We start from the raw sequence: 14,090 nt of genomic DNA, 5'->3' as shown, positions 1-14,090 counted from the left end.
CTAAATAGTCTGTAAAGTATAGTATGAAGCCTAAATAAATCAGAGTCAACTAGCAAGACAAATAGAATAGGAGGAATAAAAATGACAATCACAGCAGTAGAGAAGAAAACGCTTACAAACTTCATCAATGGACAATGGGTAAAATCAACGACAGATAAATATGAAGAGGTACCGAATCCAGCGACGGGAGAAATCCTTGCGGAAGTTCCCATTTCTACGCTTGAAGATTTAAATCTAGCGGTAGAGGCAGCGAAAACAGCATTTGCAAAATGGAAGAAGGTTGCTGTGCCACAACGTGCAAGAATCTTATTTAAATATCAGCAATTGCTAATAGAGAACTGGGAAGCACTTGCAAGAATTATTACGATTGAAAACGGCAAAAATTATGCTGAAGCTTATGGTGAAGTGCTACGCGGTATTGAGTGTGTCGAGTTTGCCGCAGGTGCGCCAACATTAATGATGGGTTATCAGCTTCCTGATATCGCAACGAACGTTGAATCGGGCATGTACCGCTATCCAATTGGGGTCATTGGGGGAATTACACCGTTCAACTTCCCGATGATGGTGCCGTGCTGGATGTTCCCACTAGCTATTGCGAGCGGGAATACGTTTATCCTTAAGCCATCTGAGCGGACGCCACTCCTGGCAAACCGTCTTGGGGAATTGCTGCATGAAGCAGGTCTGCCGGATGGTGTATTCAATATCGTACACGGCGCACATGACGTCGTGAACGGTATTCTAAATCACCCAGATATTCCGGCAGTATCGTTTGTGGGTTCACAGCCAGTTGCTGAATACGTCTACAAAACGGGAACGTCGAATGGCAAACGTGTTCAAGCATTAGCGGGCGCGAAAAACCATACAATCGTCATGCCGGATGCGGATATGGATGCGACGGTAACCAATATTATTAATGCCGCGTTTGGATCCGCAGGGGAGAGATGCATGGCTTGTGCTGTGGTTGTTGCAGTCGGCGATGTTGCGGATGAATTAGTCGGAAGATTAGTAGATGAATCAAATAAAATGACAATTGGTAATGGCTTGGAAGAAGGGATATTCCTTGGGCCGGTCATTAGGGATTCACATAAAAACAAGACACTTGATTACATTGAGTCAGGCGTTGAAGAGGGCGCGAAACTGTTACGTGATGGCCGCGATGATAAGTCCACTTCTGAAGGCGGTTACTTCGTCGGACCGACGATTTTCGACAATGTGACAACAGAAATGAAAATTTGGAAAGAAGAGATTTTTGCTCCTGTATTGTCAGTTGTTCGAGTCGATACATTAGAGGAAGCGATTGAGCTTGCAAATAAGTCAGATTTTGCAAACGGAGCTTGTTTGTTCACAGATAGCGCGAAAGCGATTCGCCAGTTCAGAGAAGAAATCGATGCGGGGATGCTTGGCATTAACCTTGGCGTTCCAGCTCCAATGGCATTCTTCCCGTTCTCTGGTTACAAGAAGTCGTTTTACGGTGATCTTCACGCGAATGGCCGTGATGGAATCGAATTTTACACACGGAAGAAAATGTTGACAGCACGCCACTAATCGTAATGCGGTCGTTCAAAATAGGGGATAAATGCTGAGGTTCTGCTGATGTAGGCTTCAGCTATAAAAAGGGAGTGGGGCAATTGACAACAGCTAAAGAAACGACAAAGTCATTAGTTCAAAAAGACCGTGAAAATGTGTGGCATCACATTTCCGCTTATAATGAAAAAAATCCGCCGATGATCGTAGAAAGTGGAGAAGGAGCATGGATCACAGATCATAACGGTGATCGTTATCTAGATGGAATGTCCGGGCTTTGGGCTGTGAATGTTGGATATGGGCGTGAGGAACTTGCACAAGCCGCATATGAACAGCTGAAAAAACTGGCGTATGTACCGATGACGCAAAGTCACGAACCGGCAATTTTGCTTGCTGAAAAGTTAAGTGAAATGCTTGGCGGCGATTATAAGATTTTTTATTCCAATAGTGGTTCTGATGCGAACGAAGTAGCTTTTAAACTTGCGCGTCAATACCACCAACAGAATGGAGAACCGTCCCGTTTCAAATTCATCTCCCGTTACCGGGCCTACCATGGAAGTTCGATGGGCGCAATGGCAGCAACAGGGCAGGCATTACGGAAATACAAGTATGAACCGCTTGCGCCAGGATTCTTACATGTAGCGCCGCCAGATAATTATCGCAGACCAGCTGGGCAATCTATCGAAGAATATAATATTCAACGTGCCCAGGAGTTTGAAGAGAAAATTATTTGGGAGCAGAAAGAGACGATTGCCGGGATTATTATGGAGCCACTTATTACGGGCGGCGGTATCTTAATTCCACACCCAATCTATCTTGAAAAAGTTCAGGAAATCTGTAACCGTCACGGAGTCTTGCTCATTGTTGATGAAGTGATTTGCGGATTCGGTCGGACTGGGAAAGCGTTTGGCCATCAGCACTTTAATTTGAAGCCAGATATTATTACGATGGCGAAAGGACTAACGAGTGCTTACCTGCCATTATCTGTAACTGCAATCAGAAAAGACATCTACGAAAAATTTGATACAGGCGAAGAAAACAGTCATTTCCGTCATGTGAATACGTTTGGTGGAAATCCTGCTGCTTGTGCAGTCGCATTAAAGAACCTAGAAATCATGGAAAGAGAAAATCTTTTTGATCGATCCGCTGAACTTGGTGAGCGACTGCTAAAAGAGCTAGCTAGCTTGAAAGACCATCCATTCGTTGGCGATATTCGTGGCCTCGGCTTCCTTCTTGGAATTGAGCTTGTTGAAGACAAAGAAACGAAAGAGCCTGCATCCAACGCCCGTGTTGCGAAAATCATCGGGGATTGCAAGGCAAATGGGCTCATCATTGGCAGAAATGGTGATACCGTCGCAGGCTTTAATAATATCCTGGCGCTGAGCCCGCCGTTGTCTTGTACCGATGAAGACTTTGATTTCATTATCGCAGTTATGAAGAAGGTATTTAAGGCAAACGAAGCTTGATATAGGTATATAAGTTGGACATATGAATATAGCGTAGGCGAGCCTAACTCCGATAATTACTGGAGTTAAGGCTCGCTATTTTTTTGATGTTGATTATCTGAACCCTAGACTGTGTACTGATTAATCTAGCGTAGGAGTCTTAAATAGGGAGGTTTCCTCTCGTGCAGTAGTCAAATATGTTGATTGGAGTAGGTGTTGTAATTGAACTACTTTCAATTTTGGACAAAATGTATAGTCAATGTGGTTTTGATTTTACAAAACGTAAAGCAGAAGTCAAAATTTCTATTAATATACTGATAAGGCAAAGCGGAATTCAGTTTAGCAATTTTAAATGCTCGAAAGGAATTGTGTTATCAATTTTTAAAAACGAAAACAGGGGGTTAATTAAATTATGAACAAGCTAGATCGTGTTGTAGGCGAAAAGAAATCGGTGGACAAGATATATCATTTTATAGGCGGGGTGAAATCGGAAGGGGAATCTGAACGTTATGGACCTATTTATAACCCGTCCACAGGAGAAAAAACTGCTGACTGTCCTTACGCAACAGCTGCAGATGTGAACCAAGCCGTAGAGGCTGCAGATAAAGCTTTTAACACATGGAGGAAAACCCCCGTTGCAAAAAGGGTAGAAGTACTATTCAACTTCCGGACGTTGCTAATTGATGCAACTGATGAACTTGCTAGAACGATTGGGCAGGAAAACGGAAAAACAATTTCGGATGCAAAAGGAGAAATTAGCCGTGCAATTGAAGCGGTCGATTTTGCAATTAATGCACCGCATCTATTAAAAGGCGAGCATTCCACTGATGTAGGCGGAAGCATTAACTCCTTCTCCATTAAACAGCCGCTCGGCGTTGTCACATGTATTTCACCCTTCAATTTCCCGGTAATGGTACCGGTTGCGATGACAACAATGGCACTTGTATGCGGAAACTCTGTTGTATTAAAGCCTTCTGAGCGCGTACCAAATTCTGCACTGTTCATATCGGAGCTTTGGAAAAAGGCGGGGCTTCCTGCTGGGGTATGGAGTGTGGTGAATGGTGATAAGGAAGCGGTGGATGCGTTAATCACACATCCAAAAGTGATGGCAGTCAGTTTCGTCGGTTCCACAAAAGTGGCGGAATATATTTATGAGGAAGCCAGTCGACATCATAAACGGGTAGCCGCATTCGGTGGTGGGAAAAATCATATGATCATCATGCCTGATGCTGATATCGATTTTGCAGTTGACTCTTTCCTAGGGGCTGCGTATGGAGCGGCTTCTCAGCGTTGCATGGCTCTGTCTGTCGCGATGCCTGTTGGTAAAAAGACGGCCGACATATTTGTCGAGAAGTTAATAAAAAAAGTAGAAGAGTTGAGAGTGGGTTCGTATGACGATGAACAAGCCGACTTTGGGCCGGTCATCACACAACAATCCAAAGAAGCAGTACTCAAATCGATTGAAAACAGCTTACAAGAAGGGGCAAAACTCTGTGTAGATGGCCGTAATCCCGACGTAGGCAAAAATAGCAATGGGTACTATTTAGGCGCGACTTTACTGGACAACGTTACACCGGATATGGAGGTTTATCGGCAGGAAGTGTTTGGACCGGCAAGGATAGTAGTTCGTGTAAACAATCTGGGTGAAGCGATTGATTTGGTAAACGGACATGAATTTGGAAATGGGGTCACGATCTTTACGCAGAATGGTCCTGCAGCCCGCGAATTCACGGAGAAGGTCGAAGTCGGCATGGTAGGTGTCAATGTACCAATTCCGATTCCAGTAGGCTATCACAACTTTGGAGGCTGGAAGCGTTCAAAATTTGGTGAAAGTCATATGTTCGGACCGGATACTGTTCGATTCTTTACGAAAATTAAAACGGTGTCAGAAAGATGGCCAGAAACTACAGACCATAAAAAAGGTGTTGCATTCGACTTCCCAAGTAATCGGAATTGATTTGTTACTACTTATTGATAGAGAAAGAGGGATAAGAAAATGACAAAAGTGATAAAGGATACATCATCATTAGTTGAAAAGGATCGTCAAAATATATGGCATCACATTTCCGCCTACAATGAAAAGAATCCTCCGATGATCGTCGAAAGCGGAAAAGGGGCTTGGATCACCGATCATAAAGGTAATCGTTACTTGGATGGCATGTCTGGACTCTGGTGTGTGAACGTCGGATACGGGCGTGAGGAACTCGCGAAAGCTGCGTATGAACAGATGACAAAACTGGCCTATGCACCTATGACTCAAAGCCATGAACCTGCCATTGAGCTTGCTGAAAAGTTGAATGAAATGCTCGGAGGCGATTATGTATTTTTTTATTCGAATAGCGGATCTGATGCAAACGAAGTGGCATTTAAGCTTGCACGCCAATACCATCAGCAAAATGGGGAACCGTCACGTTACAAATTCATCTCACGTTACAGGGCTTACCACGGTAGTTCTATGGGCGCGCTCTCAGCCACTGGTCAAGCTCTACGGAAATATAAATATGAACAGCTCGTTCCAGGTTTTCTGCATATTGCACCACCTGATAATTACCGTAGGCCGGCAAATCAATCGGTTGAAGAATACAACATACAACGTGCGCTAGAGTTTGAAGAAAAAGTTATTTGGGAGCAGAAAGAAACAATTGCCGGGATTATTATGGAGCCTCTTATTACTGGTGGCGGAGTCTTGATCCCACATCCGATTTACTTGGAAAAAGTTCAAGAAATCTGTAATCGCCACGGCGTCCTTCTAATCATTGATGAGGTTATCTGTGGATTCGGACGAACTGGGAAAGCATTTGGCCATCAGCACTTTAGCGTAAAGCCGGACATTATTACGATGGCAAAAGGGCTGACAAGCGCGTACTTACCGCTATCTGTTACAGCTGTGCGAAAAGATATTTACGAAAAGTTTGACACAGGTGAAGAAAATAGCCACTTCCGTCATATCAATACTTTTGGCGGGAATCCTGCAGCTTGTGCCGTGGCATTGAAGAACCTCGAAATTATTGAGAAGGAAAGCCTTATTGAACGGTCTGCCGAGCTTGGTGAGCGTCTTCAAAAAGAGTTGGCAAGCCTAAAGCAGCACCCGTTTGTTGGTGATATCCGCGGTCTCGGTTTCCTCTTAGGAATTGAACTAGTTGAAGACAAGAAAACGAAAGAACCTGCTTCCAATGCACGTGTCGCCAAAATTATCGGGGAATGCAAGGCAAATGGACTTATTATCGGGAGAAATGGCGATACGGTAGCTGGTTTTAATAATATTTTAGCACTCAGTCCGCCATTGTCCTGCACTGACGAAGATGTAGATTTCATTATTGCTGTTGTAAAGAAAGTGTTTAAAGAAAACGAATGATACAAATGGGTAGAGGTGTGTATTCACCTCTGCTTCCTATTCTGATGAAAGTATAACTTTGTGATTAGGAGGTGACGATTTGTTCAATTTACCAGCGGAAACATTTTGGTGGATTATTCCATGGCCATTCATATGGGTTGGACTAGCAGTGTTTATGTATTTTAAGATGAAAAAAGAAGATGATGAGGAAGAAAATAATAGTTAAAAGGGGGGTGTTGCCGTGAGTATGGATGGAATAATTTTTGTAGTCTATTTAGCAGTTCTTTTAGGGATCGGTCTTTGGTTCTCACGTAAATCTGCAGAGTCCACAGAACAATATTTACTTGGAGGCAGGTCCCTTGGCCCAGCGGTTACTGCGATGACGATGCAGACTACCGCAATGAGTGGTTTTATGTTTATGGGTGCACCTGCAATGGCTTTCCAATATGGATGGTACGCTGTGTGGTATGCCATTGGTGATGCGGGTGGGTCGATTATTAACCTTTCCGTTTTGGGGAAACGGATGAGAAGAATGTCTGAAAAATTAGGAGCACTTTCTCCGATTGAATACTTGGAAAAGAGATTCGAAAGTGCCAGCGTACGTGTTGTAGGTTCCATTATCTCCATAGTCTTTCTTTTTGGATATGTTTGTGCTCAATTTATAGCTGCGGGAAAAGCGATGTCAACACTTACTGGCTTTTCATATGAATTGTCATTGGTTATTGGTGTTAGTGTCATTATTATTTATACAGTGGCGGGCGGTTATTTGGCTGTTGCGTATACGTCTTTTATACAAGGGATGATTATGGTGCTTGGAGTGGTTGGTATCGGGTGGTTGGCTTATTTCCACGTAGGCGGCATATCCGGACTAAATGCCTCTTTGGCACAAATTGATCCTACTTATTTAAGCATTTGGGGGAAAGGCTTAGCCTTTTATGGCCAATGGGGAGTCGTATTGGGTGCCATTCTAATTTACTCAATTGGTTATATGGGGCTCCCGCACGTTGTAGTTAGACATATGTCGATGAAAAGTACTAAAACGGTCAAAGGGGCGGTTTTGATAAGTGCTATTTGGAACCAGTTCTTTATCTTTGTTCCATATATTTTAGGACTTATCGGAATTATTCTATTGCCTAATATCGCTGATCCAGAAATGATAATAACGGAATTAGCCTATACTCTTTTCCCTGGTATTTTTGCAGCACTTCTCTTGTCGGCGATTATGTCAGCCGTCATGTCTACAGCGGATTCTATACTGATGCAGGCGGGCTCCATTCTTTCCCGAGATGTCTACCAACGGTTCATTAATAAGAATGCGAGTCAGAAAACAATGGTACTTGTCTCTAGGTTGTGTATACTAGCGGGCGGAATTGTCGGAGTTGTTGTTGCTATCTATGAACCACCGTCGATTTTTGCTTTAGTTGTTTTTGCTTTTGGCACACTTGCAAATAGTTTCCTTGTACCTTATGTTGCTTCTGTTTATTCGAAGAAGGCTAATTATATCGGTTGTTTATGTGCCATGATTGGCGGAGCGTCTACTAATATTCTTTGGACTTCGATGAGTTTGGAAGGTCCGACGGGGTTACACCCATTCTTAGCGGGCTTGTTAGTATCAATCATTGGGATGATTATTGGTAGCCGATTTGGCAGCAAGCCATCCCAAGAAATACAAGAAGTATTTGAGGAGTCGAGAAGAAAACGCATATTTACAAAAGAGTTTGACCGGAATATCTCCCGAAGTCTAGCTCCTGAAGCTAAAAATATCTCCAAATTTTTAGCGAAAGAAACGGAAGGCTACGAGCGTGGTTACTCATGAATGCAATACTAACTCAAGATGTAACGTTTGAAAAACAGGATATCCTTCGTGGGTTTCAAAAAATCGATAGGCGGGCAGAAATTCATATAAGTCAATTGATATACTATCCCTACTACTTTTTTGAGTTCGAAGTATACGCGAAAAGTTTACTAGCGTTTAAAGGGAAAATAGGCTGTACAGTTGATGCCCTCAGCGGTAAGGGGGCAATAGTGGATGTACAACCTAAATTTTCAAATAATCATATTGAAATGGAGCAAATACCAACTGTTATGGTTAGCGAGGATGATGCAAAAAAGATTGCAGAGAAATTTGTATTTGATCATACATCGTCGAAAGCTAAATTTATCACAATTCCTAAAATTCAACTGGTGGGCAGTGCACTCTTTCATCGGCCGTTTTGGTTAGCGGAGTATGGTCAAGAAGGACATGCGCAACGTCAAATGATTTTTGACGCGATTAGCGGAAGTTACCACCCTTTATAAATTAGTTTCAGTGGTTTCAATATTACCTTGAAGTTCCATTACTCTTTTTAATCATTAAAAACTGAGAACCTTCAAACGAGGGGTTCTCAGTTTTAAGATGCTTTCTTTTTGAAAACTGCAGAAACCTGTTTCTCGCTACGGTTTTTCATCCGACGGAAATTCTCGATATGTTTCCAAATTGCGATGCCGAATAAGAATACTGCCGCTATAATGGGCCAGTATCCATCTGCCCAAACTGCCATCGCGATGAGCGTCACGTACAGCATCAGCACGCCAAACACGAGAAAGTCTGTTACAAGCGCCACGATGACAAATAATGCAAAGCCAATGAGTCCAACCTGCCAGTCGATGGCGAGCAGTACGCCAATAATCGTGGCGGTTCCTTTACCGCCGTTGAACTTCATATAAAACGGGAAGTTGTGCCCAATCACGGTTGCAGTACCCGCGAGGAATAATAGTAAAGCTACAATTTCCCCTGGAAGTCCGGCATTTACAGCAAAGTATCGTACAAATAGGACAGCTACTGCACCTTTACCGATATCAATTGCAGCAACAAGTGCGCCGAATTTTTTCCCGAGAACGATTGTGGCATTCGAAGCACCGGCATTTTTCACCCCGGTATCTTTTAGGTTAACGCCCGAAATTATCTGTGCGACAACCGATCCATGCAAGCAACCGATGGCATATCCCGAAACTAGTACACTTGTAATCCATAACCACATAACCATTCCTCCAAAACATTGGTAAATTAATTGTAACATTAGAGGTAAACGCAAGGTTCAGAAAAATTATTTAATAATCTCTTGACTTTGTCTCGCGATATCTACTATACTATGTCACAAGATGGAAAACTGAATGATACAAACTCTTATCAAGAGCGGCGGAGGGAATAGGCCCTGCGATGCCCGGCAACCGACAAGCGACCAGCTTGTAAAGGTGCTACTTCCTACAGGTCGGTTCGAATGATCTGAAAGATAAGGGGAGGAAAAAGCGAAAGCGTAACCCTCTTCTTAAGCGAAGGGGGTTATTTTTTATTTCCAAAATACCCCCAGCGCCTCCGCAGATCACAATCAATTCCATCTAAAAAACTTTGGAGGTAATGACTTTGACAAAACTTAAACCTGAAACACTTCTTCTACACGGTGGACAAAAACCCGATCCTGTAACAGGTTCTCGTGCAGTTCCTATTCATAGAACCTCATCATTCGTATTTCGTGATACTGAACATGCTCAAAAATTGTTTGGACTGCAAGAAGCAGGCAACATCTATACGCGTATTACAAATCCAACCGTTGCTGTTTTTGAAGAACGTATTGCACTTCTTGAAGGAGGAACGGCGGCAGTTGCATTATCTTCAGGAATGGCGGCTATTGCATTTTCAATCTTAAATGTCGCAGGCGCAGGTGATGAAATTGTCGCGGCGAGCAATTTGTATGGTGGTACGTATAATTTATTTGCTAATACGCTTCCGCGTTACGGCATCAATGTAAAATTTGTCGATGTAACGGATCCTGAAAACTTCCGCGCAGCGATTACAGATAAAACAAAAGCTTTATTTGCAGAAACAATTGGTAATCCAAGTTTACATGTGCTTGATATTGAAGCAGTTGCGGACATTGCACATGAAAACGGTCTACCACTTCTTATAGACAGTACGTTTGCATCTCCATACGGTTCAAATCCAATCGAATTTGGTGCAGATGTCGTGATCCACTCTGCAACGAAATGGATTGGCGGACATGGTACAACAATCGGTGGAGTTGCTGTTGACGCGGGTACGTTTGATTGGACACAAGGACGGTTCCCAGGCTTTACTGAGCCGGATGAATCTTACCATGGCCTTCGTTATGGAATTGACACTGCAGGTGCGGCGTTTGCCACTAAGCTACGTGTTCAATTGTTACGAGACTTTGGACCTTGCTTGGATCCGGATAGTGCCTTTAACTTCTTACAAGGACTTGAAACCTTGCATCTGCGTGTGACAAGACATAATGAAAATGCTATCAAAGTGGCAGAATTCTTGAAACAGCATCCATCTGTTGAATGGGTAACGTATACTGGGAACGAAGATCACCCATCATATGACCTTGCGAAAAAGTATTTGAAAAACGGCTTCGGCTCCATTATCGTTTTCGGCATCAAAGGCGGGCGTGAGGCTGGTCGAAACGTAATTGACAACGTTAAAATCTGGTCGCACGTAGCTAACGTTGGCGATGCAAAATCCTTGATCATCCATCCTGCATCAACAACGCACCAGCAGCTCGGCCCTGAAGATTTGAAAAAATCAGGCGTTACCGAGGAACTAATTAGACTATCGGTTGGTCTTGAATCAGCAGAAGACATTATTGCAGATTTAGCGCAGGCTATTGAAGCAGCAGTAGCTGTAACAGTATAATTTTTGGAAGAAGGATGGCTATGACAATCCTCTTAGTTTGTTACGCCCTATAGCCATTTAAATGAAACTGAAAAATGGGGACTTGTTATTAAGCAGTCCATGGAGGTGGCGAAATGCCGTCAATCAAGGTTGCTCTACTCGGCTTCGGCACTGTAGGTGAAGGGGTTTACAGAATTTTGAATGAAAGAAAGAATGAGATTAAGCAGCAAACAGGCTGCGAAATCGATATAGTTGCCATCCTTGTTCGCGATGTAGCGAAAGTGCGTCTAGCAACACCCGGGGTAAAAGTGACGGGAGACATCCAGGACATACTGATGAACCCGGACATTGATTTCATCTTTGAGGCAATTGTTGGTGAGGAACCTGCCTATACGTATCTTTCAGATGCAATCGAAAAAGGCAAACACATTATAACGGCAAATAAGAAAATGTTCGCGACACATGGTCCGGCATTATTGAAACACGCGGAATTCCGAGGCGTTCAGGTCGGTTATGAAGCAACTACAGCGGGTGGAGTACCAATTATCCGTACAGTAAAAAACTTGTTGCCTGCAGATCGAGTACGACGAGTCAGAGGGATTTTAAATGGAACCTCAAATTTCATCCTGACAAAGATGCGGGAAGAGAAAGTTTCGTTTAAGGCTGCACTTATTGAAGCACAAGAGCTTGGTTATGCGGAAGCAGATCCGACTGACGATGTTAGTGGTAAAGATGCTTTTCGAAAACTGATGATTTTAAGTGCACTATCATTTGGTGCCCAGCCTGATTGGAGAGACATCCCGACTGTGGGAATCGATGGAGTTAAAGCTGAAGATGTTGCAGAAGCGTTAAAAGGGAAACTTCGTTATCGGCATATCGCGGAGATTTCAATTGATGAAAAGGGTGTCTTGCGAGGAAGTGTGGGACCGGTACTAATTGGTCCTGACAATCCGTTATATGGAGTCGACGGTGTTGATAATGCAATTATTGTTGAAACTGATTATCTAGGGTCCCTTACTCTTGTAGGCCCGGGAGCAGGCATGTATCCGACAGCGAGCGCATTGATCGGAGACTTCTTATATATGGTTAGACAACGTGAAAAGGTTCTTATCAAAAGTTAAGAAAAAGGCGATTCCATCTCAGGAATCGCCTTTTCAAATCATTTTTTTAGCTTCATTAACTTAGCTTCTACTTTCAAAGCTTTGATAAATGAGATAACCATCAGCAACATGACGAATGAGAATGGCAGCGCCGCGATAATAATGGTGTTTTGCAAGGCCGTAAGTCCACCGACAGAAAGTAAAATGAGGGCAATTGTCGATTGGATGATACCCCAAATGAGTTTAACTGTATTAGGTGGTGTCAACGAACCGTTTGTCGACTGCATGCCTAAAACGAAAGTTGCCGAATCTGCAGACGTAATGAAAAAGGATGCAATCAGTAATATGGCAAATACTGAAACGGCGATAGACAAAGGCATTGCACTAAACATTTCAAAAATGACTAGTTCCGTATCGGCTTTCGCCAAATCGAGAACGCCGCTTTTCTGAATATCGATGGCTGTTGTTCCAAACGCTGAAAACCAGAATGATCCAAGGAGCGTAGGGGCAACAAGTACACCAATCATGAATTCGCGAATGGTACGTCCTTTTGAAACTCGGGCTATAAACATACTGACAAACGGTGCCCATGAGATCCACCAAGCCCAGTAGAAAATAGTCCAGCTGTCAAGCCAACTACGATCACTAGAGTCTAAAGGTGCTGTGCGAAAACTCATTTGAACGAGATTTGATAAATAACCCCCAAACGAATCAGTAAACATATTGAAAATAAGCAATGTCGGTCCCACTATAACCACAAATCCGAGAAGTGCGAGTGCAAGTACTAAATTGGTATTCGACAAATATTTAATACCCCTGCTAAGTCCCGACCAGGCGGATCCGATGAATAGGACAGTAACGACCCCAATGATGACAATTTGAGAAAAGATATTAATTTTAACGTCAAATAAGTAATGAAGACCTGCATTAATTTGAACAGCGCCGAAGCCGAGAGATGTAGCAACTCCAAACGATGTCGCGAATACTGCGAGTACATCGACGAGAACGCCCCACGGACCTACCATTTTTTTCCCGAATATCGGCTTCAGTGTTGCTGAAATTAATCCTGGTTCGCCTTTGCGGAACTGGAAGAAGGCAAGAGATAGTGCGATTACGCCGTACATTGCCCACACATGGAGCCCCCAATGGAAGAAAGTCTGTTGTAGCCCTTCTTTAAAAGCCGCATCCGTATTTGGAGCTTCCGTGGCGGGATCGATTGCAAAATGTGACAATGGTTCTGCGGCACCATAAAAGACCAGTCCGATACCCATCCCAGCAGAAAAGAGCATGGCAATCCATGAAATTGTAGAAAATTGCGGACGATCTGTATCTTTTCCAAGACGGATTTTTCCATATGGACTTATGATGAAATAGAAACTCAGGACTAACATAAATGACATGAGTAACATATAGTACCAACCGAAAGTTGATGCAACAACGTTTTTAATATTCGTTGTAATTGCTTCAAAACTTTCAGGGGCAAATGCGCCATACCCAACGGTCAATATGATGAGACCAATTGTGATATAAAAAACGTTTGATATTTTCTTCATACTTCCCCCTCGTGTTACTGGTAATGTAGAAACAGTTTTTAACTATACTAGCAAAATGTAATGAAAGCAACTGTCCGGTTAAATAAGTATTCCCGTTCATAACCCTTTCCATTCGTGTGCAAGGACGATGCGGAGTCCTCTATTTAAATAAAAATAGCTGAAAATCCATAGATTTTCAGCCGATTTCTCAATCTTCATCTTTAATGTCGCGATCCGGTGGAATGGGTTCGTTACGCCATTCGTCAATTTGGTGTTTTAATGTTTCGAGCTGTTCTAAATAAAGACTAAACTGATCTTTGTTCACTAGAAATTGTTCGCCGTCATGGACAGAACGGATTCGTCCTTCCCTTACATACTTCTGAATTTGTTCGACGGGCATGCTAAGATATTCGGCAGCTTCTTGAATGGAGATATACATCTAAGCCCTCCTTAGAAAATTCAGTTGTAGATAAAGTGGCGGGT

General features: G+C 43.0%; 12 protein-coding genes and 1 riboswitch. Of the genes, 9 read left to right on the top strand and 3 right to left on the bottom strand.

Going from position 1 to position 14,090, the window contains the following annotated elements; translation table 11 throughout:
* Window positions 1-81 precede the first annotated feature (81 nt).
* The 7 genes from AC25Y5_RS04060 to AC25Y5_RS04030 all read left to right on the top strand — a co-directional run bounded on the left by AC25Y5_RS04060 (window position 82) and on the right by AC25Y5_RS04030 (window position 8,601).
* On the top strand, window positions 82-1,545 hold the full coding sequence (locus AC25Y5_RS04060; RefSeq protein WP_488139213.1) for a CoA-acylating methylmalonate-semialdehyde dehydrogenase: 1,464 nt from the start codon (window positions 82-84) through the stop codon (window positions 1,543-1,545).
* A gap of 83 nt (window positions 1,546-1,628) precedes the next feature.
* On the top strand, window positions 1,629-2,990 hold the full coding sequence (locus AC25Y5_RS04055; RefSeq protein ID WP_488139212.1) for an aminotransferase: 1,362 nt from the start codon (window positions 1,629-1,631) through the stop codon (window positions 2,988-2,990).
* A gap of 391 nt (window positions 2,991-3,381) precedes the next feature.
* Complete coding sequence (locus AC25Y5_RS04050) at window positions 3,382-4,926, top strand: CoA-acylating methylmalonate-semialdehyde dehydrogenase (RefSeq protein WP_488139211.1); 1,545 nt, start codon at window positions 3,382-3,384, stop codon at window positions 4,924-4,926.
* Window positions 4,927-4,965: 39 nt separating this feature from the next.
* A complete protein-coding gene (locus AC25Y5_RS04045) occupies window positions 4,966-6,324 on the top strand; it encodes an aminotransferase (RefSeq protein ID WP_488139210.1) in 1,359 nt (452 codons plus the stop codon).
* A gap of 79 nt (window positions 6,325-6,403) precedes the next feature.
* Window positions 6,404-6,529 carry a hypothetical protein gene (locus AC25Y5_RS04040; protein ID WP_488139209.1) on the top strand — a complete coding sequence of 42 codons (126 nt, stop codon included), beginning with the start codon at window positions 6,404-6,406 and terminating at the stop codon, window positions 6,527-6,529.
* 21 nt (window positions 6,530-6,550) lie between these two features.
* Window positions 6,551-8,119: a sodium/proline symporter gene (locus AC25Y5_RS04035; RefSeq protein WP_488139208.1), complete on the top strand. Its 1,569-nt coding sequence runs from the start codon at window positions 6,551-6,553 to the stop codon at window positions 8,117-8,119.
* Window positions 8,116-8,601: a hypothetical protein gene (locus AC25Y5_RS04030; protein ID WP_488139207.1), complete on the top strand. Its 486-nt coding sequence runs from the start codon at window positions 8,116-8,118 to the stop codon at window positions 8,599-8,601. Before AC25Y5_RS04035 ends, AC25Y5_RS04030 begins: the two co-directional genes overlap by 4 nt.
* Before the next feature lie 92 nt (window positions 8,602-8,693).
* On the opposite strand, the gene AC25Y5_RS04025 is transcribed toward AC25Y5_RS04030, so the two are convergent.
* Entirely contained in the window at window positions 8,694-9,323 is a 630-nt protein-coding gene (locus AC25Y5_RS04025; RefSeq protein ID WP_488139206.1) for a glycerol-3-phosphate acyltransferase, read from the bottom strand.
* A 143-nt stretch (window positions 9,324-9,466) separates the two neighbouring features.
* A riboswitch (SAM riboswitch) is annotated at window positions 9,467-9,582 on the top strand.
* A 124-nt stretch (window positions 9,583-9,706) separates the two neighbouring features.
* Between AC25Y5_RS04025 and AC25Y5_RS04020 the strand changes: the two genes are divergently transcribed.
* Both AC25Y5_RS04020 and AC25Y5_RS04015 read left to right on the top strand, forming a co-directional pair.
* The gene (locus AC25Y5_RS04020) at window positions 9,707-10,996 is read left to right on the top strand and encodes an O-acetylhomoserine aminocarboxypropyltransferase/cysteine synthase family protein (RefSeq protein ID WP_482101293.1); all 1,290 of its coding nucleotides are present in this window, start codon (window positions 9,707-9,709) and stop codon (window positions 10,994-10,996) included.
* A 113-nt stretch (window positions 10,997-11,109) separates the two neighbouring features.
* Window positions 11,110-12,096 (top strand): homoserine dehydrogenase, encoded by a 987-nt coding sequence (locus AC25Y5_RS04015; RefSeq protein WP_488139205.1) that lies wholly within the window; start codon window positions 11,110-11,112, stop codon window positions 12,094-12,096.
* Window positions 12,097-12,134: 38 nt separating this feature from the next.
* On the opposite strand, the gene AC25Y5_RS04010 is transcribed toward AC25Y5_RS04015, so the two are convergent.
* Both AC25Y5_RS04010 and AC25Y5_RS04005 read right to left on the bottom strand, forming a co-directional pair.
* On the bottom strand, window positions 12,135-13,628 hold the full coding sequence (locus AC25Y5_RS04010; RefSeq protein ID WP_488139204.1) for a BCCT family transporter: 1,494 nt from the start codon (window positions 13,626-13,628) through the stop codon (window positions 12,135-12,137).
* Window positions 13,629-13,815: 187 nt separating this feature from the next.
* Window positions 13,816-14,046 carry an excisionase family DNA-binding protein gene (locus tag AC25Y5_RS04005; RefSeq protein WP_488139203.1) on the bottom strand — a complete coding sequence of 77 codons (231 nt, stop codon included), beginning with the start codon at window positions 14,044-14,046 and terminating at the stop codon, window positions 13,816-13,818.
* Between the last annotated feature and the right edge of the window lie 44 nt (window positions 14,047-14,090).

The organism is Sporosarcina sp. Y1011 (assembly GCF_057669885.1).
This window is presented reverse-complemented; position numbering and strand designations above follow the sequence as displayed.

Excerpts from the sequence above, each read along its gene's own strand:
- AC25Y5_RS04060 (WP_488139213.1), top strand. The coding sequence starts at position 82 with ATGACAATCACAGCAGTAGAGAAGAAAACGCTTACAAACTTCATCAAT.
- AC25Y5_RS04050 (WP_488139211.1), top strand. The coding sequence starts at position 3,382 with ATGAACAAGCTAGATCGTGTTGTAGGCGAAAAGAAATCGGTGGACAAG.
- AC25Y5_RS04045 (WP_488139210.1), top strand. The coding sequence starts at position 4,966 with ATGACAAAAGTGATAAAGGATACATCATCATTAGTTGAAAAGGATCGT.
- AC25Y5_RS04035 (WP_488139208.1), top strand. The coding sequence starts at position 6,551 with ATGGATGGAATAATTTTTGTAGTCTATTTAGCAGTTCTTTTAGGGATC.
- AC25Y5_RS04030 (WP_488139207.1), top strand. The coding sequence starts at position 8,116 with ATGAATGCAATACTAACTCAAGATGTAACGTTTGAAAAACAGGATATC.
- AC25Y5_RS04025 (WP_488139206.1), bottom strand. The coding sequence starts at position 9,323 with ATGTGGTTATGGATTACAAGTGTACTAGTTTCGGGATATGCCATCGGT.
- AC25Y5_RS04015 (WP_488139205.1), top strand. The coding sequence starts at position 11,110 with ATGCCGTCAATCAAGGTTGCTCTACTCGGCTTCGGCACTGTAGGTGAA.
- AC25Y5_RS04010 (WP_488139204.1), bottom strand. The coding sequence starts at position 13,628 with ATGAAGAAAATATCAAACGTTTTTTATATCACAATTGGTCTCATCATA.
- AC25Y5_RS04005 (WP_488139203.1), bottom strand. The coding sequence starts at position 14,046 with ATGTATATCTCCATTCAAGAAGCTGCCGAATATCTTAGCATGCCCGTC.